Source organism: Streptomyces sp. NBC_00461 (assembly GCF_036013935.1).
In the GTDB taxonomy this organism is placed as follows: Bacteria; Actinomycetota; Actinomycetes; order Streptomycetales; family Streptomycetaceae; genus Streptomyces.
The window spans coordinates 1,687,834-1,713,156 of record NZ_CP107902.1 but is presented as its reverse complement, the minus strand read 5'-3'; the positions used below and the strand labels follow the sequence as shown (position 1 = coordinate 1,713,156).

General features: G+C 70.7%; 24 protein-coding genes. 14 read left to right on the top strand and 10 right to left on the bottom strand.

Features of this window, described 5'->3' with window-relative positions:
* Positions 1-234 precede the first annotated feature (234 nt).
* Complete coding sequence (locus OG870_RS08300; protein WP_266588518.1) at positions 235-855, bottom strand: uridine kinase family protein; 621 nt, start codon at positions 853-855, stop codon at positions 235-237.
* Positions 856-1,140: 285 nt separating this feature from the next.
* Here OG870_RS08300 and OG870_RS08295 point away from each other — a divergent pair, with 285 nt between their 5' ends.
* From OG870_RS08295 to OG870_RS08275, 5 genes are all read left to right on the top strand, one after another.
* Positions 1,141-2,091, top strand: coding sequence for a hypothetical protein (locus OG870_RS08295; RefSeq protein ID WP_266586064.1), 951 nt, complete (start codon positions 1,141-1,143; stop codon positions 2,089-2,091).
* Positions 2,092-2,108: 17 nt separating this feature from the next.
* Positions 2,109-3,620 carry an amino acid permease gene (locus OG870_RS08290; RefSeq protein WP_327690794.1) on the top strand — a complete coding sequence of 504 codons (1,512 nt, stop codon included), beginning with the start codon at positions 2,109-2,111 and terminating at the stop codon, positions 3,618-3,620.
* Between the two features lie 214 nt (positions 3,621-3,834).
* Positions 3,835-5,178 carry a peptidase C39 family protein gene (locus OG870_RS08285; RefSeq protein WP_327690793.1) on the top strand — a complete coding sequence of 448 codons (1,344 nt, stop codon included), beginning with the start codon at positions 3,835-3,837 and terminating at the stop codon, positions 5,176-5,178.
* A 143-nt stretch (positions 5,179-5,321) separates the two neighbouring features.
* Positions 5,322-5,462: an SCO1431 family membrane protein gene (locus OG870_RS08280; RefSeq protein WP_266586070.1), complete on the top strand. Its 141-nt coding sequence runs from the start codon at positions 5,322-5,324 to the stop codon at positions 5,460-5,462.
* 122 nt (positions 5,463-5,584) lie between these two features.
* Positions 5,585-6,244: a TetR/AcrR family transcriptional regulator gene (locus OG870_RS08275; protein ID WP_266530729.1), complete on the top strand. Its 660-nt coding sequence runs from the start codon at positions 5,585-5,587 to the stop codon at positions 6,242-6,244.
* Between the two features lie 51 nt (positions 6,245-6,295).
* Here the strand turns inward: OG870_RS08275 and OG870_RS08270 are convergent, their stop codons facing one another.
* Positions 6,296-7,528 (bottom strand): glycoside hydrolase family 18 protein, encoded by a 1,233-nt coding sequence (locus tag OG870_RS08270; RefSeq protein ID WP_266923413.1) that lies wholly within the window; start codon positions 7,526-7,528, stop codon positions 6,296-6,298.
* Between the two features lie 349 nt (positions 7,529-7,877).
* Between OG870_RS08270 and OG870_RS08265 the strand changes: the two genes are divergently transcribed.
* Positions 7,878-9,050, top strand: coding sequence for an acyl-CoA dehydrogenase (locus tag OG870_RS08265; RefSeq protein WP_266530725.1), 1,173 nt, complete (start codon positions 7,878-7,880; stop codon positions 9,048-9,050).
* Here OG870_RS08265 and OG870_RS48130 read toward each other — a convergent pair.
* Entirely contained in the window at positions 9,013-9,258 is a 246-nt protein-coding gene (locus OG870_RS48130; protein ID WP_266586076.1) for a hypothetical protein, read from the bottom strand. The two genes, OG870_RS08265 and OG870_RS48130, sit on opposite strands and share 38 nt — an antisense overlap.
* Before the next feature lie 139 nt (positions 9,259-9,397).
* Here OG870_RS48130 and OG870_RS08260 point away from each other — a divergent pair, with 139 nt between their 5' ends.
* Both OG870_RS08260 and OG870_RS08255 read left to right on the top strand, forming a co-directional pair.
* A complete protein-coding gene (locus OG870_RS08260) occupies positions 9,398-10,498 on the top strand; it encodes a hypothetical protein (RefSeq protein ID WP_266586078.1) in 1,101 nt (366 codons plus the stop codon).
* A gap of 12 nt (positions 10,499-10,510) precedes the next feature.
* Entirely contained in the window at positions 10,511-11,617 is a 1,107-nt protein-coding gene (locus OG870_RS08255; RefSeq protein WP_266586080.1) for a phosphotransferase family protein, read from the top strand.
* 21 nt (positions 11,618-11,638) lie between these two features.
* Here the strand turns inward: OG870_RS08255 and OG870_RS08250 are convergent, their stop codons facing one another.
* Positions 11,639-12,073: a hypothetical protein gene (locus OG870_RS08250; RefSeq protein ID WP_266530720.1), complete on the bottom strand. Its 435-nt coding sequence runs from the start codon at positions 12,071-12,073 to the stop codon at positions 11,639-11,641.
* A 268-nt stretch (positions 12,074-12,341) separates the two neighbouring features.
* Between OG870_RS08250 and OG870_RS08245 the strand changes: the two genes are divergently transcribed.
* The 4 genes from OG870_RS08245 to fxsA all read left to right on the top strand — a co-directional run bounded on the left by OG870_RS08245 (position 12,342) and on the right by fxsA (position 16,434).
* Positions 12,342-12,782 carry an Lrp/AsnC family transcriptional regulator gene (locus OG870_RS08245; RefSeq protein ID WP_039932055.1) on the top strand — a complete coding sequence of 147 codons (441 nt, stop codon included), beginning with the start codon at positions 12,342-12,344 and terminating at the stop codon, positions 12,780-12,782.
* A 47-nt stretch (positions 12,783-12,829) separates the two neighbouring features.
* Positions 12,830-14,443, top strand: a complete 1,614-nt coding sequence (locus tag OG870_RS08240; RefSeq protein WP_266586084.1) for an amidohydrolase — start codon at positions 12,830-12,832, stop codon at positions 14,441-14,443.
* A 536-nt stretch (positions 14,444-14,979) separates the two neighbouring features.
* A complete protein-coding gene (locus tag OG870_RS08235; protein ID WP_266530713.1) occupies positions 14,980-15,774 on the top strand; it encodes a polyprenol monophosphomannose synthase in 795 nt (264 codons plus the stop codon).
* A gap of 102 nt (positions 15,775-15,876) precedes the next feature.
* Positions 15,877-16,434, top strand: coding sequence for an FxsA family membrane protein (gene fxsA, locus OG870_RS08230; RefSeq protein WP_266586086.1), 558 nt, complete (start codon positions 15,877-15,879; stop codon positions 16,432-16,434).
* Between the two features lie 230 nt (positions 16,435-16,664).
* Here fxsA and OG870_RS08225 read toward each other — a convergent pair whose 3' ends face one another.
* From OG870_RS08225 to yczE, 4 genes are all read right to left on the bottom strand, one after another.
* Complete coding sequence (locus OG870_RS08225; RefSeq protein ID WP_003977404.1) at positions 16,665-17,039, bottom strand: RNA polymerase-binding protein RbpA; 375 nt, start codon at positions 17,037-17,039, stop codon at positions 16,665-16,667.
* A gap of 267 nt (positions 17,040-17,306) precedes the next feature.
* Positions 17,307-18,641 (bottom strand): MFS transporter, encoded by a 1,335-nt coding sequence (locus tag OG870_RS08220; protein ID WP_266586088.1) that lies wholly within the window; start codon positions 18,639-18,641, stop codon positions 17,307-17,309.
* A gap of 64 nt (positions 18,642-18,705) precedes the next feature.
* The gene (locus OG870_RS08215; protein ID WP_266530704.1) at positions 18,706-19,473 is read right to left on the bottom strand and encodes a glycerophosphodiester phosphodiesterase; all 768 of its coding nucleotides are present in this window, start codon (positions 19,471-19,473) and stop codon (positions 18,706-18,708) included.
* Positions 19,470-20,123, bottom strand: coding sequence for a membrane protein YczE (gene yczE, locus OG870_RS08210; RefSeq protein ID WP_266530702.1), 654 nt, complete (start codon positions 20,121-20,123; stop codon positions 19,470-19,472). The genes OG870_RS08215 and yczE overlap by 4 nt, the downstream gene beginning before the upstream one ends.
* 99 nt (positions 20,124-20,222) lie before the next feature.
* On the opposite strand from yczE, the gene OG870_RS08205 reads away from it, so the two are divergent.
* Positions 20,223-21,731 carry an SCO1417 family MocR-like transcription factor gene (locus OG870_RS08205; protein ID WP_266586090.1) on the top strand — a complete coding sequence of 503 codons (1,509 nt, stop codon included), beginning with the start codon at positions 20,223-20,225 and terminating at the stop codon, positions 21,729-21,731.
* 918 nt (positions 21,732-22,649) lie between these two features.
* Here OG870_RS08205 and OG870_RS08200 read toward each other — a convergent pair.
* Entirely contained in the window at positions 22,650-24,302 is a 1,653-nt protein-coding gene (locus OG870_RS08200) for an ATP-binding protein (RefSeq protein WP_266586092.1), read from the bottom strand.
* 40 nt (positions 24,303-24,342) lie between these two features.
* Complete coding sequence (locus OG870_RS08195; protein WP_037742059.1) at positions 24,343-24,537, bottom strand: hypothetical protein; 195 nt, start codon at positions 24,535-24,537, stop codon at positions 24,343-24,345.
* Between the two features lie 259 nt (positions 24,538-24,796).
* Here OG870_RS08195 and OG870_RS08190 point away from each other — a divergent pair, with 259 nt between their 5' ends.
* Complete coding sequence (locus tag OG870_RS08190) at positions 24,797-25,189, top strand: ankyrin repeat domain-containing protein (RefSeq protein WP_266586094.1); 393 nt, start codon at positions 24,797-24,799, stop codon at positions 25,187-25,189.
* The last annotated feature ends 134 nt before the right edge of the window (positions 25,190-25,323 follow it).

The window sequence follows — 25,323 nt, the reverse complement described above, 5'->3', positions numbered from 1 at the left end:
CAGACGGGGCGCACTTCGGACGGTGACCGTGGGTGAGCAAAATCCGCCGCGCGGCGTCCGGAAAAGTGGGGTGAGGGCAGAACGAAGCCCCCGATCACGGGGGAACAACCGGGGGCTTCGCGACTGCGGGCGGCTTCGAACGGCCGCACATTCAGAACGTAAGTCCTGTACGGCTCGTCGGTCAAGCCGAGTTGAGGCACTCCGGGAAGTTCTCCGGAGGCGGTCTTCACGAGTTCAGCACACTGCCGTTGGTCCGTCACCGTGCGTGATTTTCTGGTCCGGTCCAACCGTCGTCGCAGGCCCCGGCAGCACCTCGTACCCCTCCTTCGACTGCCGCACCAGAAGGTCCGCGAACGGTCGCGAGGGATCCTCGGCGAAGTGCCGTCGTTCTGCCCTGACCCACCCGGCCCAGAACTCCCTCTGCTCCTCCCCGTCACGCTGCTGTCCGCGCGCCCAGGACTCCTCGTGCGGCAACTCCATCCACAGGAGGGCCGCGAGATGCGGGCGCAGTGCGCGGCGGCCGGCGCCGACACCCTCGACGAGGATCACCGGTGCGGGCGGCAGCGTGCGGGGCGGTCCGAAGCGGCGGGTGTGCCAGTCGTAGACGGAGTAGTGGGCGCTCTCGCCGCGGCCCAGCGGTTCGATCACCTCGGTCAGCAGGCGCCCGCTCCACTCGAACAACTCGTCGTGGCTGGCGATGTCGTCGAGGTGCAGCACGGGCGCCCCGTCCAGCGCCCGGGCCAACTGCCCGGCGAACGTGGACTTTCCGGAGCCGGCGTGTCCGTCGACGCCGATCAGGCGGACCGGGCCGCAGGACGGCGGCAGGCGGCGGAGCCGGGAGGCGAGGTCTTGAATGGTCGTTTCCTTGTGCGGCGCGGGTGGGCATATTCGGCGGGAACATTCTAGTGGTGGGTGAAATCGGGGCGTATGGGGGCCGTATCGGGGCCGTGTATGGGGTCCGCGTATGGGGCCCGGAAAATAGTGTCGCATTGAACTAGTCGTTGGCTGGCTGCGAGCCAGTGTTATTCCCGCGCCGAAACCTCGACACGCCTTCTCGAAAACAGCGTTCCGGTTGCGCTCTGGGCTGAGTAGGGTGCCAGGTGCACAAGTGTGCGACGTCGTACGGGGAGACGGGAGCAGATGGCCGCGGGGTTATTCGAAGGGCAGTATGTTTGGCATCCGGCGGCCGACGACCGCTTGCTCGCGAGCGTATGCGTCGACATCCGCGCGGGCCGCTATCGGAGCGCACACGAAGCTCTCACCGAAACCCGCGACGACTTCGGGCTGCGCTCCCACCGCTCCCTGGTCCTCGCCTCGGAGGCCGCGGACTCCGATCTCGCCGAGCACTGGCTGGCCGAGGAGCCGACGCCCGAGGCCGCGCTGCTGTGGGCGCGGGTGGCGGTGCTGCGGGCGCTGGGCGCGGCCGACGCGCAAGACGAGCGGGCCGGGGCCCTGGAGCGGATCGCGCTCGCGGCCTGCGACCGGGCGGCCGCCGCGAACCCGGCCGATCCCACGCCCTGGGCGGCCCGGCTGGCCATGGCCAGACTGCACCGGCTGAACGACCCCGCCCCGCGGGGGCTGCTCACCGCACCGCCCGGGCCATGGCGGCTGTTCGCGCACGTGCTGTCCCTCGACCCGTGGCACCGCGAGGCCCACCACCGCTTCCTGGCCTGCTTCTTCACCCGCCACGGCGGCTCGGTGAACGCCGCCTGGGACGTCGCCGCCTTCCTCGGCCAGCGCGCCCCCGCCGACTCCCCGCTGCGACTGCTGCCGCTCGTCTCCCTCGTCGAGAGCTACAACCCGACCCAGCTGCTCGCCGACCGCGTCTGGGAGCAGCCGCAGTGGCGCTCCACCGCCCTCGCGATCTACCAGAACTGGCTGCCCACGGTGGCGGGCTACCGCTACACGCCGGTGCTCGACCTGGCCTATCTCGCACACGCCCTGGTCATGGGCAAGCGCGAGTTCGAGGCGCGGGCGGTCTTCGCGGCGATGGGACCGTACGCCTCGCGCATGCCCTGGTCGGCCTTCGGGGAGCCGGCCGACCAGCTGTCCCGGGCTCGTCGCACCTGCGGTCTCCCTGTCCCCCCATAGAGAGAAAGGCCCGGCAGATGTCAGAACGAACAGCAGAACGGAAGGCGCTCGACGACGACGCCACCCTGCACGCGATGGGTTACCCGAGAAAACTCACGCGCCGCTTCAAGGCCTTCGACAATTTCGCCATCTCCTTCACCATCATCAACATCATCTCGGGCATTTTCTCCAGCTTCGGATTCGGCATGAACGCCGGTGGTCCCCGCATTCTTGTGTTCGGCTGGATAGGCGTTTCCATCATGGTGCTCTTCGTCGGTATCGCCATGGCCGAAGTCGCCTCCGCCTATCCCACGAGCGGCGCGCTCTATTTCTCCGCGGGTAAACTCGCCAAACGGCACAAGGGAGCCTGGTCCTGGTACACGGGCTGGCTGAACTTCGTGGGTCAGATCGGCGGCACGGCCGCCACCGGCTACGCGGCGGCCACCTTCATCCAGGCCTTCATCGCCCTGCAGTGGTCCTCGTACGTGCCGACCGCGCACCAGACGGTGCTGATCACGGCGCTGCTGATCGTGCTGCAGGGGTTCGCCAACACCTACACCATCCAGCTGGTCGCGCTCCTCAACCGGATCTCCGTGTGGTGGCTGCTGGTCGGGCTCGTGGTGATCGTGGGCGCCCTGACCGTCGGACCCGACCAGCATCAGTCGGCGTCCTTCGTCACGCATTTCGCGAACAACACCGGTTTCACCAACGGGCTTTACGGCGGGATGCTCGGCCTGCTCGTCACCAGCTGGACCTTCACCGGCTTCGACGGCAGCTTCCACATGTCCGAGGAAACGGTGCGGGCCACGGTGAACGCCCCGAAGGGGATCACCCGCGCGATCGGCTACTCGGCGATCACCGGACTGATCCTGATGCTCGCACTGGTCTACAGCATTCACGACTACGACCATGTGGCGAGCGCATCCGCTCCGCCCGTCCAGATTCTCATCGACGGACTCGGCCTGGGCACGGCCAAGGTGCTCCTGCTGATCGTGATCGGCGCGATGCTCTTCTGCGGTCTCGCCAATCTCACCAGCAACACCCGGCAGATCTTCGCCTTCTCCCGCGACGGCGCCATGCCCGGTTCCCGCCTGTGGCACTCGGTCTCGCCGCGCACCCGCACCCCCGTCAAGGCGGTCTGGCTGGCGGTCGGCTGCTCGCTGGCCCTCGTCCTGCCCGGCTGGTGGTCGCACACGGCGTTCACCGCCATCGTCAGCGTCAACGTCGTCGGACTCTTCCTCGCCTACGGCGTGCCGATCCTGCTCAGGCTGAGCCTGGGCGCGGAGTTCCAGCCGGGACCGTGGCACCTGGGCCGCTGGAGCCGACCCGTCGGCGTGGTCGCGGTGGCCTGGATCCTGCTCAGCAGCGTCCTGTTCATGCTCCCGCAGGCCTCACCGATCACCGTCGACTCCTTCAACTACGCGCCGATCGCCCTCGCCGTCGTGCTGGTCGTCGCCACGGTCTGGTGGTTCGCCACCGCCCGCCGCCGCTTCCAGGGGCCGGTCAGCTACGGCCGCCCCGACGAGGTCGCGGCGATGGACCTGATCTGAGTCCCGGGCCCGGCGCACCCCACCGTGCGCCGGGCCGGATCGCGCAGCAGGTCATGCCACTGGTGGAGACCAATATTCGTGGGCGTGGCATGGGCCGAAGTGCTGGCAGGACGTACCGCCTGCGGCCATAGTTGGCGTCCTGCGCTGCACCACGTGCGGCGCAGGAGTGCCTTTGCATCCGTCCCGACTCGGACACTTGGGGGTCGTTCCGCCCATGGGCAGAGCCGAACAGCCGTCCCGCAGAAACGTCCTGGCCGCCGCGGTCGCCGCGTCAGTGGTGGCCCCCATGGTCACCGCCGGCGTGGCCCAGGCCGCGAGGTCCCCGGCGGGCCCCGTCGACCACCACGCCTGGACCAGGGTTCCCGACTGGCGCGCCGGCACCGCGAAGGGCACCCGTACCGTCGTGGGCGCCCGGCCCGGCGTGGTGATCGCCACCCCCGCCGGCACGACCGACTACACCGACCCGCACACCGGCACGACGGCTGCCTGGGAGTACGCGACCTGGACGTCCCCCGTCCACCGGCTCCGCGTCCCCGCCACCGAGGTCATCGCCTCGTGGAACGCGCACACCCCGGCCGGCACCTGGCTCCAGATCGAGCTGCACGGCACCTACTCCGACGGCACCGAGACCCCTTGGTACGTGATGGGCCGCTGGGCGGCCGGCGACCAGGACATCAAGCGGACCTCGGTCGACGGCCAGACCGACAGCAAGAGCACCATCTGGACGGACACCTTCGCCATCGACGACGCGACGACCGGCCTGCGTCTGGTCTCGTACCGTCTGCGCCTCACCCTCCACCGCAGGCCCGGCACCAAGCTCACCCCCACCGTGTGGCGCGTGGGCGCGATGGGCTCGGACGTCCCGGACCGCTTCACGGTCCCGGCCTCCACGCCCGGTCTCGCCAAGGAGCTGGCCGTCCCGCGCTACTCGCAGGAGATCCACAAGGGCCAGTACCCCGAGTACGACAACGGCGGCGAGGCCTGGTGCAGCCCCACCTCCTCGCAGATGATCATCGAGTACTGGGGCGGCCGGCTCAGCCCCGAGCAACTGGCCTGGGTGGACCCGGCGTTCGCCGACCCGCAGGTGTGCCAGGCCGCCCGCTTCACCTACGACTACCAGTACGAGGGCTGCGGCAACTGGCCGTTCAACGCTGCCTACGCGGCCACGTACAAGGGTCTGCAGGGCGTGGTCACCCGGCTGGGCTCGCTCACCGACCTGGAGACGCTGATCGCGGCCGGTATCCCGGCCATAACGTCCCAGTCGTTCCTCAAGGAGGAGCTGACGGGGGCGGGTTACGGCACCTCGGGGCATCTGATGACCGTCATAGGGTTCACCGCCGAGGGCGATGTGATCGCGAACGACCCGGCCTCGCAGGACGACTCCGCCGTGCGGCGCGTCTACAAGCGGCGCGAGTGGGAGAACATCTGGCTGCGCACCAAGCGCTACAACGCCACCGGCAAGGTCGTCTCCGGCACCGGCGGCGTCTGCTACCTGTACTTCCCGGCGCGTCCCACGGCACACCAGCGCAAGGCGCTGGCGGCGGTCGGCGTGCGCTGAGCCGTCCCGGACCGTGCGAAGGCCCCGGGAAACCGGGGCCTTTCGCCTGTGACCAACGTCTCTGCCGCAAAAGCCGTTCCAGGTGGCAAGGTGGACAAAGCCGTAGGGGGAGTCCACCGCCCGTCCGACCTCAGCGAGATGCCATGACCGCACACTCAGCGACCGCCGCCCGCACCCGCACCGGCGGCCCCAAGGACGAGGGCCCGAAGATCCTCGAGCACGTCATGGGCTGGGCCCTCGTCGTGGTCGTTGCGATGCTCGTCGCCCAGCTCGGCCTGCTGTGATCTGACCCGTACCGGCCCGGCTCCCGCTGCACCCACCACAGTCGATCAGACTCGAACGAGTGGGCATGGTTGTTCTGACATACTGCGGATGTCCCGCCGCCCGCTGGAGACCAGGGTCGAAATTGAAGATCAGCCAACAGAGCGAGACCAACCGCCCCCGGGCGCGCGGCACCGAGCGCTCGCTGGCGCGCCGCGCCGAACTCATCACCATCGGGCGGAAGTTGTTTGCCGACACCTCGTACGACGCGCTCTCGATGGATGACATCGCACGGCAGGCACGCGTCGCCAAGGGGCTGATCTACTACTACTTCCAGTCCAAGCGCGGCTACTACCTGGCGATCATCCACGACTCCGTCGACGACCTGATCACCTACGCGGCCAGCGGTCTGGAACTGGAGCAGGTGGACCGGGTCCACCGCACCATGGACGGTTATCTGCGCTACGCCGAGCACAACCAGGCCGCCTTCCGCGCGATCGTCAGCGGTGGTGTCGGCTTCGACGCCGAGGTGCACGCCATCCGGGACGGGGTGCGCGAGGCGATCGTCGCGACCGTCGCCGAAGGGGCGTACGGCCGCACGGACATCGCCCCGCTCGCCCGCATGGGCCTGTTCTCCTGGGTGTGCAGCGTCGAGGGCGCCACCCTCGACTGGATCGACCGCCCCCAGCTCTCCCGCGACCAGCTGCGCGAGCTCCTGGTCAAGACGCTTGGCGGCACCATGCGGGCCATCGAGGAGATGGACCCGGCCTACCCCACTCCCGTCCCCGCCCGCCGGGGCGCATGAGCGAGGGGCGGAGGCTCCCGCGCCCCCGCCCCGACCACCGTACTCCCGAGGTCAGTTGATCGACTTGATCAGCTCACCGTTCGCGGTGTCCCCGCTCAGCTCCCAGAAGAACGTGCCGCCCAGACCTTGCTGGTTCTTGTACGTCATCTTCGTGCCGATGGTCGACGGCGTGTCGTAACTCCACCAGTCGCTCCCGCACTTGGCGTACGCGGTGCCGCCCACCGTGCCGGTCGCCGGGCACTTGGACTTGAGCACCTTGTAGTCGTCGATGCCCTGCTCGTACGTCCCCGCGGCCGGGCCGGTGGCCGTGCCGCCGGGCGCCGCCTGTGTGACACCGGTCCACCCGCGGCCGTAGAAACCGATCCCGAGCAACAGCTTCGAGGCCGGGATGCCGAGGCCCTTGAGCTTGGCGATGGTCGCCGAGGTGTGGAAGCCGGCCTTCGGTATGCCGGAGTAGGAGTTCAGCGGCGAGTGCGGGGCCGTCGGGCCGGCCGAGTCCCAGGCGCCGAAGTAGTCGTACGTCATCGGGTTGTACCAGTCGACGTACTGTGCCGCCCCCGCGTAGTTCGCCGCGTCGATCTTGCCGCCGCTGGTGGCGTCCGCGGTGATCGCCGCGGTGACCAGCGCGCTGCTGCCGAACTTCGAACGCAGCGCCGCCATCAGGTTCTTGAAGGCCTCCTTGCCGCTGGTGTCGCAGGTGTTGCCGCAGGCGTTCGGGTACTCCCAGTCGATGTCGATGCCGTCGAAGACGCCCGCCCACTTGGAGTTCTTCACCAGGTCGTAGCAGGACTGGGCGAAGGCGGCGGGGTTCTTCGCGGCCTCGCCGAAGCCGCCCGACCAGGTCCAACCGCCGAAGGACCACAGGACCTTGAGACCCGGGTGCTTCTTCTTGAGCTTCAGGAGCTGGTTGAAGTTGCCGCGCAGCGGCTGGTCCCAGGTGTCGGCGACCCCGTCCACCGATTCCGCCGCGGTGTAGGCGCGGTCGGTCGCGGCGTAGGAGTCGCCCATCGCGCACTTGCCGCCGGTGACGTTGCCGAAGGCGTAGTTGATGTGTGTGAGCCTGGCCGCCGAACCGGACGTCTCGACGTTCTTGACGTAGTACTTGCGGTCGTAGGTGCCCCATTCGGTGAAGTAGCCGACGACCTTGGACCCGGCGGCCTGCCGGGACGACTGTTCGGCGGCGGCGGTGCCCGCGCCGGCCAGCAGCCCGGCGCCGAGGACCGCGCAACACGCGGCGGAGACGAGCGCCCGGAACGAGGCGCGGGGACGGTGCGGAATGTGCATCGGGTGTCTCCTCGTGGGGGAGAGGGGAACGCGCGCCGATTGGCATGAACGCGGTAAAGCGTTGGTCAGGAACAGTAGGAGGACTAGACCAGTGCGGTCAATGGTGCGGACCAATTTCCCAAGGATTCGCGAGGGCTTTCCGGTGGGTCGGGATATTCTTGAAGTGAGCGGTCGTTAACTGGTGACGTGATGCCTCCGATCGGGCATACTCACAGCGCACAGCCGCTGGTCAGCAGCTTCCGAGACCCGGGAGAGCGAGCATCGGCCAGGCGTCAGTACGACCCGGCGGAGCCGCCCCCACCCAGGGCGCGCATCGCCGATGTGCCCGAACAGGGAGGAGAGCGTCGCCATGCCCGACCGCGCCGCGCAGCCGGTGGACCGTCAACTGCCCACAGACGAGGCCCGGGATCTGATCTCGCTTGTCCGTGACATCGCCCAGCGGGAGATCGCGCCGAAGGCGGCCGAGGAGGAGGACGCCGGACGGTTCCCGCGCGAGGTCTTCACGCTGCTCTCGGAGGCCGGTCTGCTCGGCCTGCCCTACGACTCCGAGTACGGCGGTGGTGACCAGCCCTACGAGGTCTACCTCCAGGTGCTCGAAGAGCTCGCGGCGGCCCGCCTCACCGTGGGCCTCGGCGTCAGCGTGCACACCCTCGCCTCGTACGCGCTCGCCGCCTACGGATCCAAGCAGCAGCAGGTCGAGCACCTGCCCGCGATGCTCGGCGGCGGCCTGCTGGGTGCCTACTGCCTGTCCGAGCCGTCCTCCGGATCCGACGCCGCGTCCCTGCGGACGAAGGCCGTGCGCGAGGGCGAGGAGTGGGTGATCACCGGCACCAAGGCCTGGATCACACACGGCGGCATCGCCGACTTCTACACCGTCATGGCCCGCACCGGCGAGGAGGGCCCCCGTGGCATCACCGCCTTCCTGGTCCCCGGCGACGCCGATGGGCTGAGTGGGGCGGTGCCCGAGAAGAAGATGGGCATGAAGGGCTCACCGACCGCGCAGGTCCACTTCGACGGTGTGCGCGTGCCGGACGAGCGGCGCATCGGCGAGGAGGGGCAGGGCTTCGCGATCGCCCTGTCCGCGCTCGACTCCGGCCGCCTCGGCATCGCGGCCTGCGCGATCGGCCTCGCCCAGGCGGCACTCGACGAGGCGGTCGCGTACGCCACCGGGCGGCAGCAGTTCGGGCGGCCCATCGCCGACTTCCAGGGGCTGCGCTTCATGCTCGCCGACATGGCGACCCAGATCGAGGCGGGCCGGGCGCTGTATCTGGCCGCGGCGCGGCTGCGTGACGCGGGGCGGCCGTTCGCCAAGCAGGCGGCCATGGCCAAGCTGCACTGTACGGACACCGCGATGAAGGTGACCACGGACGCCGTCCAGGTCCTCGGCGGATACGGCTACACCGCGGACTTCCCGGTCGAGCGCCATATGCGCGAGGCCAAGGTCCTGCAGATCGTCGAAGGCACCAACCAGATTCAGCGGATGGTCATCGCCCGTCACCTCGCGGGTCCTGAAACCCGCTGAACTGTCCCGGTGCGACCTGCGGGGCCGCCAGCCTGACCCACTCCGGGTCGTGGCGGCCCGGCAGGGTGCGGCCCCGGTCGGCCCAGATGCGCAGCAGATCGCGGTAGATCGGCGGGTCCTGGAGCTGCGGCGCAGGCGGAACCGTTCCTGCGGGCGGCGGGACGAACGCGAGGCGCTGACGCCCAAGCGCGGTGTAGGTGGGGGTCATACCAGGGCAACGCGGAGCTAGGCGGACAGGTCACCCACCCGCGAAATCGACCGTGAGTTCGCGGACGTCCGACGCCCCCTCTGGCCACCGCCAGCTGTCTGACGTACCGTCAGCCCAGCCGTCTCCAGGGAGGTTTGGCGTGGCTGACGACCGCCCCGTACCGCTCGACGAGTACCCCGTCCACCAGGTGCCCCTGTCCATGAAGCACCTGGCGACCGGGGACCGGAACGCCTACGACCGCTGCATCTTCCACGTCCTCGACCACGAGGGGCGCGCGCTGCTCATCGTGGGCCTGGGCGTCTATCCGAACGTCGGTGTGATCGACGCGTACGCGACCCTGCGGACCGGGGACACGCTGCACGCCGTACGGGCCTCCGACGCCCTCGGCGACGATCGCATGCGGCTCGCCGTCGGCCCGCTCAGGATCGAGGCCGAGGAGCCGCTGCGCCGGCTGCGGCTGGTGTCGGACGACGAGTCGTTGTCGTACGACCTCACCTGGACCGCCGAATTCCCCGCCCTGTGGGAACCCCACCACCTCCAGCGCCGCGGCGACCGGCTCACCATCGAAGGGCGCCGCTTCGTCCAGGCGGGCGGTGTGGAGGGAGTCGTGCGCGCCGGCGGTGAGGAGTTCCGGGTCACGGCCACCGAGTGGACCGGGACCCGCGACCGCAGCTGGGGTGTGCGGCCGATACCGGGGGAGGAGGGCGGACGGTCGGCCGAGGAGCACCCGACCGAGGGCTTCCACTGGCTGTGGTGCCCGGTGCGCTTCGAGGACCGCTTCCTGATGGTGATCGTCCAGGAGGACGCGGACGGGTACCGCTCCCTGAACGACGCCACGCTCGTCCACCCCGGCCACCGCGACCGCCAACTCGGCTGGCCCCAGCCCGAGATCACCTACCGCACCGGTACCCGTCACCCCGACCGCGCCCTCATCCACCTGGGCGACGTCCGCAAGCCGCAGGAGCTGGAGGTCGAGATCCTCACCTCCTCCCCGCTCGCGATCGGGGCCGGTTACCCGCCCGCCGACGACTGGCAGCACGGCACCTGGCGCGGCCGCGGCTGGACGGACCGGCGCACCTACGACCTGTCGCAGCCGCACGCCCTGGCCGCCTACGGGGTCACCGACCATGCCGCCCGCTTCCGTCTGGACGGCCGGGTCGGGCACGGCATCTTCGAGCACGGCTCGTTCGGCCGGCACGATCCGAGCGGGTTCACGGACTTCAACTCGGTAGCGCCATAGGGGGTTTGTGACATGGCCGCGGCACCCCGCCCTCGTACCAGCACCCGCGACCCCGAGGACATCGCCCGCCGTCTCACGAGCTGGCTCGGCAGCCGCCTGCCCGGCGCCAAGGCGGTCGGGATCACCGTCCCCGAGTCCAACGGCATGTCCAGCGAGACCCTGCTCTTCGACATCGAGCACCCAGAACCACCAGTGCGGGCCTGCGCGTTGAGACTGGCGGCGGACCCGGCGGCGTACACCGTCTTCCCGGTGTACGACATGCCGCGCCAGTACCGCACGATGCGCGTCGTGGCGGAGCACTCGGACCTGCCCGTGCCGAAGGTGCTGTGGCTGGAGGAGGACCCCGGCCCGCTCGGAGCGCCGTTCTTCGTGATGGAGCGCGTCGAGGGGCGCGTGCCGCCCGACGTGATGCCCTACACCTACGAGGGCAACTGGCTGCACGCGGCGAGCGACGCCGAGCGCGAGCACCTGGAGGCGGCCTCGGTCGGGATCCTGGCCCTATTGCACGACCAAGTGCCGCCGGAGGAGGCCGAGTTCCTCGCGTTGCCGGGCGAGGGCGACGCCCTGCGCCGCCATGTCAGCGCCCAACACGCCTACTACGAATGGGTCGTCGACGGACGCGCCCGCTCACCCCTCATCGAGGCCGCCTTCGACCGGCTGGCGGAGCTCTGGCCCCACGACCCGGGCGCACCGGTCCTCACCTGGGGCGACGCGCGCATCGGGAACGTCGTCTACGACGGCTTCGAACCCGCGGCCGTCCTCGACTGGGAGATGGCGGCCCTGGCCCCGCGCGAGGTCGACCTCGGCTGGACCGTGTACCTGCACCGCTTCTTCCACGACCTGACGGTCACCTTCGGACAGCCCGGCCTCCCGGACTTCCTGCGCCGCGACCGGGTCGAGGCACGCTATGCCGAACTCACCGGCCACGCACCGCGCGACATGGACTTCCACACCCTGTACGCCGCCCTGCGGCACGCGATCGTCATGCTGCGTATCGCCTACCGGCAGGTGCGCTTCGGTGAGGCCGCCGTCCCGCCGGATCCGGACACACTGATCCTGCACCACGGCAGCCTGCGGGCCATGGTGCAGGGCAGCTACTGGGATCGGGCGATGCCTTGAACCGAGCCGGGTGAAGGTTGCTCAGGCGGCGTGGCGCCGTATGACGGGGACCCTCATCGGGCGCGAGCCCGGGCCGCCGACATGCGAGAACGGCTGCGTCCGCCAGTCAAGCCCCTGAGGGAGCGTCAACAGCAGTGCCGTGCCCTGCTCCTGGGGCTCCGCCGACTCGTCCGCGGACCGGGCCTCGGCTGCCCGGCGGCCGGTGCCGTCGCAGACCGTGAGGCCGAACGGGTTCCACGGCGAGGCACACAGCGCGTGCTCCGGGAGGACCTCCTCGTCCGCGAGCAGGGCGATGGGCTGCACGCAGTCCGGGCAGATCACCCGGTACATCTCGAAGGTGTCGTAGGCGTCGAATTCGTCCTCGAAGGCGTCGGGTTCGACGCCCTCCGGCTCGGGCTCGACAACTGCCTGGAGCCGCTTGGGCGCGGTACGACCAGGGCGCTTAAGACTCTGCATGGATTAACTCCCCCTCGGGCTGGGCCGTAAGGCACTGCGGCCTCGACCACAGCAAGCACTTCCCGCCCGCTCACGGCGGTAATCGCGAGACCATCACGGAGACGTCTCGACTGGTGTGGCGTTCGTCACATGCCCGCCGCAGATGCCGATGGTGGACGTTTTGTCCCCCGGACGGCACACGGACCGCTCCCGGCCACATCACAAACCGGGTATGACCTGGGCTGCTCAGGTATCCGAGGAGATCAGGAGCACTGTAGGTTCTTGCGCCATGGAGGAGCTGGACCGTCAAATCGTGCAGCTGCTCGTCAAGGACGGGCGGATGAGCTACACAGACCTGGGCAAGGCCACGGGCCTGTCCACGTCGGCCGTGCACCAGCGGGTGCGCCGGCTGGAACAGCGTGGCGTCATCCGCGGCTATGCCGCGGTGGTCGACCCCGAGGCCGTCGGTCTGCCCATGACCGCGTTCATCTCGGTCAAACCGTTCGACCCCAGCGCCCCCGACGACATCGCGGAGCGCCTGGCCGGGGTACCGGAGATCGAGGCCTGCCACAGCGTCGCGGGCGACGAGAACTACATCCTCAAGGTGCGGGTGGCGACCCCGCACGAACTGGAGGAACTGCTGGCGCGGGTGCGGAGCCTGGCCGGCGTCTCCACGCGGACGACGGTGGTCCTTTCGACACCGTACGAGGCCCGGCCGCCGCGGATCTGACACACCTGCGTGCAGGGCTGCCTCGGTGAGGCGCGAGACTGTTCCCCATGAGTGAGCGCACCCCCGACCCGAAGACCGTCCTGCTCCGCCGCGGAGAGGTCCACAGCCCCGCCGACCCCTTCGCGACCGCGATGGTCGTGGAGCGCGGCCAGGTCGCCTGGGTCGGCTCCGAGGGCGCCGCGGACGCCTTCGCGGACGGCGTCGACGAGGTGGTCGACCTGGACGGCGCCCTCGTCACCCCCGCGTTCACCGACGCCCATGTGCACACCACCTCCACCGGCCTCGCGCTCACCGGCCTCGACCTGTCCGACGCACCCTCCCTGGATGCGGCCCTCACCCTCGTACGGGACTTCGCCACGGCCCGCCCGCAGGACAAGGTGCTGCTCGGGCACGGCTGGGACGCCGCCCGCTGGCCCGGCGGCCGCCCCCCGACCCGCGCGGAACTGGACGAGGCGGCCGCAGGCCGCCCGCTCTACCTCTCCCGCATCGACGTCCACTCGGCCGTCGTCACCACGGCCCTGCTCGACATGGCCCCCGCACTCGGCACGGGACCCGGCACACCGGACGCCCCGCTGACAGCCGGCGCCCATCACGCCGTACGCGCCGCCGCGTTCGCAGCCGTGACGCCGGCCCAGCGCGCCGAGGCCCAGCGCACCGCCCTCGCGCACGCCGCCTCCCTCGGCATCGGCTCGGTCCACGAATGCGCCGGGCCGGACATCTCCTCGGAGGACGACTTCACGGATCTTCTGCGCCTGGCCGCAGCGGGGCTGGGCCCTCGAGTCATCGGGTACTGGGCCGAGCAGGACGTGGACAAGGTGCGCGAGCTGGGCGCGGCCGGCGCCGCCGGGGACCTCTTCGTCGACGGCGCGCTCGGCTCGCACACCGCGTGCCTGCACACGCCGTACAGCGACGCCGGGCACTCCGGCACCGCCTACCTCGATGCCGACGCCGTCGCCGCGCACGTCACGGCGTGCACCGAGGCGGGCCTCCAGGCGGGCTTCCACGCGATCGGTGACGCCGCCGTGACCGCGGTGGTCGAGGGCGTGCGCGCCGCCGCCGAGAAGGTCGGCCCGGCCCGCGTCCGCGCCGCCCGCCACCGCGTCGAACACGCCGAGATGCTCACCCCGGAGACGATCGCGGCCTTCGCGGAGCTGGGCCTGACAGCCTCCGTCCAGCCCGCCTTCGACGCGCTGTGGGGCGGCGAGGACGGTATGTACGCCCAGCGCCTGGGCGCCGACCGGGCCCGCACCCTGAACCCCTTCGCGGCCCTGCTCAGGGCCGGCGTCCCGCTCGCCTTCGGTTCCGACAGCCCGGTCACGCCCCTCGACCCGTGGGGCACGGTCCGCGCCGCCGCCTTCCACCGCACGCCCGAGCACCGTGTCTCCGTGCGTGCCGCGTTCACCGCCCATACGCGCGGCGGCTGGCGGGCGATCGGCCGGGACGACGCGGGTGTCCTGGTGCCGGGCGCACCCGCCGACTACGCGGTGTGGCGCACCGACGAACTCGTGGTCCAGGCCCCGGACGACCGGGTCGCCCGCTGGTCCACCGACCCCCGCTCCGGCACCCCCGGCCTGCCCGACCTCACCCCGGGCCGCGACCTCCCCGTATGCCTGCGCACCGTGGTTGGCGGACGTACGGTGTTCGTAGGGCCGGGCGAGTGATCTCCCGGGGTGGCGCGGCGCCGATCACCGCCCGCCACCGCGCCGCGCGACCTGCGTATCCTCCGGCCTGACCAGGGCATTGTCGAAAGAACCGCAGGTCAAACGGCTGTTGACAGCCGATGGCAGGGGGCCGGTAGGTTCGGCCGAGTCCACCACCGGACGCCCGACCGGGGAACTTCCGCGCACTCGTCGCGGCGCCGCTGCGTCAGGACGGTGTGCCGCACCGGGGCACCGCCACTGGGAGCCAGGCTCAGCGCCCGCGCCGCGACGAGGGAACGTTCCGGCCGGTCGGGGAGGTGTGACCCGGGTGGGGCCCGGGCGCTCAGTAGACAACGGCTTTCGGTCGATCCGCAGCCAGCGGGTCCCAGGTCGGCCCGAAGGGCGCCGGGCCCCCATCCGTAGTTCGCCAAAGTGCCCGAAAGCGCGCTCTTACCCCGCTCTTGTGGAATCGACACCACGATACGAACGTGCTGTCGCGTCATCGCAGGCCGTGGCCACTATGGTGGACGTCTGCGGACGGACATGAAGGGGCAGTAGTGAACGACGGCGACGGGACTCTCGGGGCAAAGGCCCAGGCGAGGCAGTTCGGCCCGCTCGGCACGGCCTTGGTGATCATTCCGACCTACAACGAGGCGGAGAACATCAAGTCCATCGTCGGCCGGGTACGCAAGGCCGTCCCCGAGGCGCACGTCCTCGTGGCCGACGACAACAGCCCCGACGGCACCGGCAAGCTCGCCGACGAACTCGCCGTCGAGGACGACCACGTCCAGGTCCTGCACCGCAAGGGCAAGGAGGGCCTCGGCGCCGCCTACCTCGCGGGCTTCCGCTGGGGCCTGGAAAAGGGCTACGGCGTGCTCGTCGAGATGGACGCCGACGGCTCCCACCAGCCCGAGGAACTGCCCCGGCTGCTCACCGCGCTCAAGGGCGCCGACCTGGTCCTGGGCTCCCGCTGGGTACCCGGCGGCCGGGTCGTGAACTGGCCCAGGAGCCGCGAGGTCATCTCCCGCGGCGGCAGCCTCTACTCCCGCCTCGCCCTCGACCTGCCCCTGAAGGACATCACCGGCGGCTACCGCGCCTTCCGCGCCGAGACCCTCGAAGGTCTCGGCCTGGACGAGGTCGCCTCCCAGGGCTACTGCTTCCAGGTCGACCTCGCCCGCCGCGCGGTCAAGGCCGGCTATCACGTCGTCGAGGTGCCCATCACCTTCGTCGAGCGCGAACTCGGCGACTCCAAGATGAGCCGCGACATCCTCGTGGAGGCCCTGTGGCGGGTCACGGCGTGGGGCGTGGGGGAGCGGCTCGGCAAGGTCACGGGCCGCGGCAAGAAGTCCTGACGGCCGTCTCGTCCGCCCGCACAGGCCTCGCGTACGGGGTTCACAGGCCTCGTTGATCATTCACTTATCCCGCGCTGAGCCGGGCCCAGGCACACTGGACGCATGACGACTGGTGCACCGACCCCCACCTACCCCGCCCGGCCCCGCCGCTCCCGGCTGCGGACGTTCCTGCCGCTCGGCGTCGCGGCCTGGCTGGTGCTGGAGATCTGGCTGCTGACCGTGGTCGCGGGTGCGGCGAGCGGGTTCGTCGTGTTCCTGCTGCTGCTCGCGGGCTTCGTGCTCGGCGCGGCGGTGATCAAGAAGGCGGGCCGACGCGCCTTCCAGAACCTCAACGAGGCGTTGCAGCGCGGCGGCACCCCGCAGCAGAGCGGGGGCAACGGCCTGCTGATGCTCGGCGGCCTGCTCCTGATGATCCCGGGCCTGATCTCGGACGCGGTGGGCCTGCTCCTGCTGATCCCGCCGGTTCAGAAGGCGCTGAGCCGCCTCACCGAGCGCACCCTCGACCGCAAGCTGCGTGAGGCCGGTGCGGGCAGCTTCGGTGACGCCTTCCAGCAGGCCCGTATCCACCGCCCCGACGGCAAGGTCGTCCAGGGCGAGGTCATCCAGCACGAGCCGGGCGACGACACCCCGCAGGAGCCGCGGCCGCCGCTGACCCGGTGAGCAAACCGTAGGGCGATCGGCTGTGGAGCACGGTCGAGCACCGGATGCACGACGTGCCGGATGCACGACGTGCCGGACGCACGACGTGCCGGACGCACGACGTACAGGGCTCAGACGCACCGGGCACACGACGCACCGAACACACGACTGCGGGCGCCTACGTGAATTCACGTAGGCGCCCGCAGTCAACTTGCTTGTGTGCGTTGTATGTCCGTTCGACCCCGATGGAACTAAGCCGACTTGCGGCTGTCCCTCGGGTGGACCGCGATGTTCATCGCGCCCGAACGGAGAACGGCCAGGCGCTCCTCGAGGACCTCTTCGAGTTCCTCGCGGGTGCGCCGCTCCATCAGCATGTCCCAATGTGTACGCGCGGGCTTGGCCTTCTTTTCCTCAGGGCCGTCGCCGTCAACGAGGAGTGCCTGGGCCCCGCAGACCTTGCACTCCCACTCCGGCGGGATCTCCGCCTCGACCGAGAAGGGCATCTCGAAGCGATGGCCCTTCTCGCATGCGTACTCCACGGCCTGGCGCGGGGCCAGGTCGATACCGCGGTCCGTCTCGTAGCTGGTCACCACGAGGCGCGTGCCGCGAAGAGCTCGCTCACTCATGAATCGTGCCTCCCGGGCTTGTCGCCCACAGGACAGGTGTCGCTGTCGTCGTCATCCGGTCAACGTCCGGTCGGCGGTAAAGATTCCCGTTCCGTGTCCCGTTCCGGGTCGTGCGTCGCCGTCGTAGCCGCCCCTTGTTGTACCCACCGCCGCCCGGTTTGTCACATCTGTTAGCAGATGTCACCCAGCGTTTCGTCATCTTTGACGCGCAGTAACGGTACGCCTGGCAGGCCAAACGCGTACACTACAGCCCTTTCGCCGCGGATGCTAAATCCTCTCAGGAATCGGATTGCCCGCCTCCAAGATCGCCTGCCGCACCGGAACCCTTGCGAGCAGGGCGAACCCGATGACGAAGAAGGCCACGAGCGAGATGATCGCGTCGCGATAACTTCCCGTCAGCTGGTAGGTGATCCCGAACAGTAGCGGGCCGAGCCAGCTCATACCCCGGTCGCTCATCTCGTACGCCGAGAAGTACTCGGCCTCTTGGCCGGGCGGGACGAGATGGGAGAAGAGGGACCGGGACAGGGCCTGGCTGCCGCCCAGGACGAGACCGATGCCGGAAGCCAGGACGAAGAACCACACCGGTGCCCCGGCCGGCAGGAAGTATCCGGCGGCCAGAGTCAGCGTCCAGGCCACCAGTGAGCCGAGGATCGTCCGCTTGGCTCCGTACGTCCGGGCGAGCCGCCCCATCCCCAGTGCGCCCGCCACCGCCAGCACCTGGACCATCAGGACGGCCGTGATGAGCGTGGACTGGCTCAGGCCCAGTTCCTCGGAGCCGTACACCGACGCCTGCGAGATCACCGTCTGGATGCCGTCGTTGTAGATGAGGTAGGCGAGGAGGAAGGCCAGCGTGAGCGGCTTGCCCCGCATGCCCCGGAGGGTGGCCGCCAGCTGCCGCCATCCGTGGACCGCGGGCGCCGTGGACGTAGTGCGGCGGTCGCGCAGCCGCTTCAGCGGTACGAGGGTGAAGGCGCCCCACCACAGCCCCGCGGAGGCCAGACAGATGCGGACGGCCGTCGACTCGGAGACCCCGAAGGAGTCGTGTGCCGTGAACAGGACCAGGTTCACGATCAGCATCGAGGAGCCGGCCGCATAGCCGAAGGCCCAGCCCCTGGACGAGACCCGGTCACGGTCCTCGGGCGGTGCGATCTGGGGGAGGTAGGAGTTGTAGACGACCATCGAGACCGCCACCGCCGAGTTGGCGACGATCAGCAGAAGGCCGCCCAGCAGGTAGCGGTCCCCGGACAGGAAGAACAGGCCGGTCGTGGCCGCCGCCCCGACATAGGCGCAGGCGGCGAGCATCGGCTTCTTCCGCCCGGTGCGGTCCGCGGCCGCGCCCACCAGCGGCATCACGAAGATCGAAACGATCACGGACGCGGAGACGCAGTACGCGAAGAACGAACCGGCCCGCACCGGGATCCCCAGTGGGTGCACGAACCCGTCCGCGTCCGACGCCGACTTGGCCACCGACGTCAGATAGGGACCCAGGAACACGGTGAGCACGCTCGTCGAGTAGACCGAGCAGGCCCAGTCGTAGAAGTACCAGCCGCGTTGTTCGCGCTGCCGGTCGATGACTTCCGTCCGCACGGTGTCGGCGCTCACCCGTGCCCTCGCTTCCCCGCTGAAGTGCCGTGCCAAGGATCGGGGGGCGGGGGCCGCCGGGCGCTCAGACCCAGACGCCGCGTTCTTCCATGACCTTGCGCAACGTGTCGATGTGATCGGTCATGATGCCATCCACTCCCAGGTCCAGGAGCCGGTGCATGCGATCGGGCTCGTTGATGGTCCACACGTGCACCTGCAGCCCGCGCGCGTGGGCGGCGCGGACGAAGCGCCGGTCGACGACCTGGATACCGGACTGGGACTCGGGCACCTGCGCCGCGACCGCGGATGCGCGCAGCGCCGCCGGGACGCCCCAGGAGCGCAGCCGCAGGTTGAGGACGCCCCGGGTGCCGTACGACGTGGCCAGGCGCGGCCCGGCCAGCCGCTGGGCGCGCAGCACGCGGGCCTCGGAGAACGAGCCGACACAGATCCTGTCCCACGCGTGCGTGCGCTCGATCAGGTCCAGGAAGGGGTGCAGCGAGGCCTCCGCCTTGAGGTCCACGTTCCAGCGCACCTCGGGAAAGGTCTCCAGCAGCTCTTCGAACAGCGGCACCGGCTCCTTGCCCGCCACTCGCGCGTGGCTGACGTCCCGCCACGGCAGATCGCCTATCCGCCCCGCCCCGTCCGTCACCCGGTCCAGGGTCGCGTCGTGGAAGGCGACCAGTTTGCCGTCCGCCGTCGTGTGGACGTCGGTCTCGATGTAGCGGTAGCCCGTCGCCACCGCCCGCCGGAACTGCAGCACGGTGTTCTCCAGACCGTCCGCGGCCCCGCCCCGGTGGGCGAAGGCGATCGGGCCGGGATGGTCCAGATAGGGGTGGCGTATCCGCGTGGTCACGGACGCAGTATCGCTCCCTGCGGTTGCCCTTCGGCAACGACCGTGCTGCCGTCGGATGCCGGTGGGACGTCGAACATCCGCAGGAAGAACTGGGCGAGCGGGCCGATCGACACCGCGTACAGGACGGTGCCGATGCCGACGGTGCCGCCGAGCGCGAAGCCGGTCGCGACGACCGCCACCTCGATCGCCGTACGCATCAGCCGGATCGAGCGGCCGGTGTGCCGGTGCAGGCCGGTCATCAGCCCGTCCCGCGGGCCGGGTCCGAAGCGGGCGGAGATGTAGAGGCCGGTCGCCACGCCGTTGAGCAGGATTCCGGCCAGCAGGAGCGGGATGCGGACGGCCAGGGAGTGCACCTCCGGCACCAGGGCCAGGGTGCCGTCCATGGCGAGGCCGACGACGAAGACGTTGGAGACCGTGCCGAGGCCCGGGCGCTGGCGCAGAGGGATCCACAGGAGCAGCACCGCCGCGCCCACGATGATCGACACGACGCCGATCGTCAGGCCGGTGAGCTCGGCCAGGCCCTGGTGCAGCACGTTCCAGGGCTCGAGGCCCAGGCCCGCCTCGACGAGGAGCGCGGAGCTCGCGCCGTACAGCGCGAGGCCGGTGTACAGCTGGATCAACCGTCGCCCGAGACGGCTCTGCGTGGACAAGAGGTGCCCCCAGTGGTGGTAGTGGCCTGACTCATGACACCCTGTGGCTTGGATAGAAGCATCATCCATGGCCAATTCGAGGAAGGTGGACTGATTTCCATGGCGCAGTGGACCTCGGCGATGGGTGCGGCGCAGCTCGCCCGGCTGCTCAACTCCCAGCAGAACCGGCCTGCGGGCCCCGGCACGCGCCGTCCGCCCGCCTATCGCGCGCTGGCCGACGGCATCCGGCTGCTGGTGCTGGAAGGCCGTGTCCCGGTGGCCGCCCGGCTGCCCGCCGAGCGTGAACTGGCCCTGGCCCTGGCCGTCAGCCGTACGACGGTGGCTGCGGCCTACGAGGCGCTGCGCACCGAGGGATTCCTGGAGTCCCGGCGCGGCGCCGGCAGCTGGACGGCCGTACCGGCCGGTAACCCGCTCCCCGCGCGCGGCCTGGAACCCCTTCCGCCGGAAGCCCTGGGGTCGATGATCGACCTGGGCTGCGCGGCGCTCCCCGCGCCCGAGCCATGGCTGACCCGTGCCGTCCAGGGCGCCCTGGAGGAACTGCCCCCGTACGCCCACACCCACGGGGACTATCCGGCCGGGCTGCCCGCGCTGCGCTCGATGATCGCCGACCGGTACACCGCGCGCGGGATCCCCACGATGCCCGAGCAGATCATGGTGACCACGGGGGCCATGGGCGCGATCGACGCGATCTGTCACCTGTTCGCGGGCCGCGGCGAACGCATCGCCGTCGAGTCGCCGTCGTACGCCAACATCCTCCAGCTGATGCGGGAGGCGGGCGCGCGGCTCGTGCCCGTCGCGATGGCCGAGGGACTGACCGGCTGGGACCTGGACCGGTGGCGGCAGGTGCTGCGGGACGCCGCGCCCCGGATCGCGTACATCGTCGCCGACTTCCACAACCCGACCGGCGCGCTCGCCGGCGACGACCAGCGGCGGCAGCTCGTGGAGGCGTCCCGCTCGGCGGGGACGGTGCTGATCGCCGACGAGACGATGAGCGCGCTGTGGCTGGACGACGACCTCGACGAGACGACGATGCCGCGGCCCGTGTGCGCCTTCGACCCCGCCGGATCCACAGTGATCACCGTCGGATCGGCCAGCAAGGCCTTCTGGGCGGGCATGCGCATCGGCTGGGTCCGCGCGGCACCGGACGTGATCCGCAGCCTGGTCGCCGCGCGCGCGTACGCCGATCTGGGCACCCCGGTGCTGGAGCAGCTCGCCGTGAACTGGCTGTTCAGCACGGGCGGCTGGGAGCAGGCCGTGGAGATCCGGCGCGAGCAGGCCCGGGAGAACCGGGACGCGCTGGTCGCCGCGGTACGCCGCGAGCTGCCCGACTGGGAGTTCGAGGTGCCCAGGGGCGGGCTCACGCTGTGGGTGCGCACCGGAGGGCTGTCGGGCTCCCGTCTCGCCGAGGTGGGGGAGCGGGTAGGACTACGCGTCCCGTCGGGGCCGCGCTTCGGGGTCGACGGCGCCTTCGAGGGCTATGTGCGGCTGCCCTTCACGGTGGGCGGCGCGGTGGCGGATGAGGCAGCGGCACGGCTGGCCGCGGCGGCGCGGCTGGTGGAGAGCGGGGCGTCGGGGGGCAGCGAGCCGCCGCGGACGTTTGTGGCGTAGGCGCTGGGCCGCTGGGCGTCGGGCCGCTGGGCTACCGGGCCGAGCGCCGGACGGCCGGAGGTTCGGGCCTTCGGGCTGCCGGGTCCCTTGCCCAGCGGGTCGTCGAATCGTCGGGCCGTCGGTTCGCCAGGTATCGAGCCGCTTGGGCGGCGGGGCGGCTGGCTGCCGAGCCGCTGGACGGCCGGGCCTTCGGGTAGCCGGGCCGGTTCGCCGGCGGGGCGCCGAGCCGTTGGGCTGTTGGCTCGGGCTGTTGGCTCGCGGGCTCGCCACAGGTGTCGAGCCGCTGGCCCTCATCGTCGGGGCTGTTGTTCGCCGGGGGTCGAGCCGCCGGGCTGCTGTCCGGGTGCGGCAGGGCCGAAGCGGCGCGGCCTGCGGTGCCTCCGCCGCCACGGTTTCCGCGGGCGCCGGCGCCGCCTCGACCTGCCGGGGGGCCGGGCTGCCGAGCCGCCGTACGGCCGGGCCTTCGGGCTGCCGGGTCGCTAGGTCGGTGGGGCGTGGAACCGTCGGGCCGGTGATTCGCCGGGTGTCGGGCTGTCGGCCCGAGCCGTCGGGCTGCCGTAGCCGTCGCTGCTGCGGGCGGTCCTGGCCGTGGGGCGGTCGTGGTCGGGGCGGCCGTCCGGGTGCGGCAGGGCCGAAGCGACGCGGCCTGCGGTGCCTCCGCCGCCACGGTTTCCGCGGGCGCCGGCGCCGCCTCGACCTGCCGGGGGGCCGGGCTGCCGAGCCGCCGTACGGCCGGGCCTTCGGGCTGCCGGGTCGTTAGGTCGGTGGGGCGTGGAACCGTCGGGCCGGTGATTCGCCGGGTGTCGGGCTGTCGGCCCGAGCCGTCGGGCTGCCGTAGCCGTCGCCGCTGCGGGCGGTCCTGACTGTGGGGGGGGGCGTGGTCGGGGTGGCCGTGCGGCAGAGCCGGAGCGGCGCGGCCTACGGTGCCTCCGCCACCACGGCTTCCGCGGGCACCGGTTCCGCTTCGGTCTGCTCCTCCTCGGCGGACTCCGCTTCGAGGGCCTTCGCAGCGGCAGCCTTCGTCTCGGCAGGTGTCGCCTCGACCGGCTTCGCGTCCGCCGGGGTGGTGTGGGGCGGCAGCAGCGCCAGCACGGCCTGCCTGTCCGTGTCGCTGGTCGCGTCGTCGTACGGGTCGGGGGTCGACGGCACCTGAAGCCGGTGCACCGGTCCCGCGCCCAGGCGTGCGTACCCGCGGCCGGGCGGGACGTCGGCGGCCGGCGTCGTGGCCGGGAGAGCCCCCAGGGCCCCTGCCAACTGGTCGGCCGTGGCGGGACCGAGAACGACACGCGCGCGTGTGTGCTGTCGTACGGCATCGCTCAGCGCGTCGGCGTTGTCCAGTTGGTCGGCCACCACCACCGTCACGTTCGCCGCGCGGCCGTGCCGGAGGGGGACCTGGAGCAGGGACTGCGGGTCCTTGCGGCCGTCCGCGGCCGCCAGGTGGGCGAAGGCGCTCGGGCGGTCGAGGAGGAGCCACAGGGGGCGTTTGGTGTCCTCCGGCGGCGGGTGGCCGGCCTGGCGGGCGCGGTTCGCGGCGATCAGGCGCCGCTCCGTCTCGTGGGCGGCCCACTCCAGGGCCGCCAGCGCCCCGGCCAGCCCGCACTCGATGGCCAGGACGCCGTCCCGGCCGGTCAGGCACGCGTACTCGCCGGTGCCGCCCTCGACGATCACCACGTCGCCGTGCTGGAGCGCCTGGAGGGCGATGGAGCGCATCAGGGTCGAGGTGCCGCTGCCCGGCTGGCCCATGATCAGAAGGTGCGGCTCGGTGGAGCGGATTCCGGTGCGCCAGACGACCGGCGGGACGTCGCGCTGTTCCTCGCCGTAGCTCAGCGGAAGGGTGCGCTGGACCTGGGTGGGGTCGGTGAAGCCGAGGACCGTCTCGCCCGGCGTCGTGACGAATCGCTGGGCGGCGATGTCGGTGGGCAGCGGGGACAGCACGGTGACGGTGAGCCGGTTGCCCTCCTCGTCCCAGGTGAAGTGGTATTCGCGGCCGCGGCCCGACTTGGCGTGCAGCAGCTGCTCGATCCGGGTGCGGGAGTCGACCTCGCCGTCCGTGAAGTACGCCGGGTAGCGGATCACGAGGTGGGTGACACGGCCCGATCCGTCGAACTCGTACGCGGGGAACGCCTTCTCCCACTCGCCGCCGTGGGCGTAGAGGGGGGAGGGGTCCCCCGCGAGCGAGAAGTACGGGACCAGGGCCTCGTACAGCGATTTCAGGCGCTCGGTCTGGGACTCGTCGGGCCCTTCGGGCTTCGACGGCTTGCGATCCTCCCGGCCCTGCCAGGCTGCCGCCGCCATCAGGGTGATGGCGGCGAGCAGCGGTCCGTACGGCGCCAGCGCCACGACCAGGACCACCGAGGCCACCAGGAACAGCAGCGGCCCGCGTCTGTCCTTGGGAGTGTCGGCCCACCTGTGTCGCCCGGCCACAGCCAGCCGGCGCAGACCGCGGGTGATCGTGATCAGCGGATGGAGGACGTCGGTGGCGCTGTCGGCCGCCGTCCGGGCCAGATCCCGGCTTCTGGCGATCTGCGCGCTGCCTGTGCTCAGGATGCGGGGGAGGGGGCGCCGAGCCACTGCTGTCTCCTGTTGGTGCGTACGGACGGGAGAAACGGCGTCAGAACTTGATGCCGCCGAGGAGGCTCGCGAGGCTTTCGCCGCCGGCCTTGATGCTCGGGGCGATGGCCGTGCTCGCGAGGTAGAAGCCGAACAGGGCCGAGACCATGGCGTGTGACGCCTTGAGTCCGTCCTTGCGGAAGAAGAGGAAGACGATGATGCCGAGCAGGACGACACCTGAGATGGACAGAATCATTTGAGTTCTCCTGGTTTCACGGGGACAGTCACCATGAGTACTTCCAGGATCACAGCATGTATCCATACTATAAAAGGTGCAACTGGGTGAAATTCGGTGAATTTCCCTCGGATGGTGGTGTGTCTCGGGTGTGTCGCGCGCTCCTTGCGTCCGATCGGGGCTGTGGTGATCTTTACCTCCGGCGGATCGGGTCATGTAAGGCGCGAGCCAGTACCCTTGCGATTCACCTGAACGGTTGCATGGAGAGGCGGTCCGGCCGATGACTGAAGCCCCCGACCCCGAGGTCGTGGAGCTGGCGACCAAGATCTTCGATCTGGCCCGGCAGGGACAGACCGAGGCGCTTGTGGCGTACGTCGATGCGGGCGTTCCGGCCGGCCTCACCAACGACCGGGGTGACTCGCTCGTGATGCTCGCCGCCTATCACGGGCACGCCGACGCGGTGAGCGCCCTGCTCGCCCGTGGCGCGGAGGCCGGCCGGGTCAACGACCGGGGCCAGACCCCGCTCGCCGGGGCCGTCTTCAAGGGTGAGGCAGAAGTGATCAGAGTGCTTCTGGAGGGGGGCGCCGACCCCTCCGAGGGCACTCCGTCGGCCGTGGACACCGCACGGATGTTCGGGAAGACGGAACTGCTCGAGTTGTTCGGCGCACACTGATCCGAGTGTTCTGACCAGCGACAACACAGAAAACGGGGGAGGCGGTACAGGGCCGCCGAAATTTCGGTCGCGGCAGGTCGAAGTGCCGAGTCATCATGACGTCGTGATTCACGGACGTGATGGCCGGGCAGGCG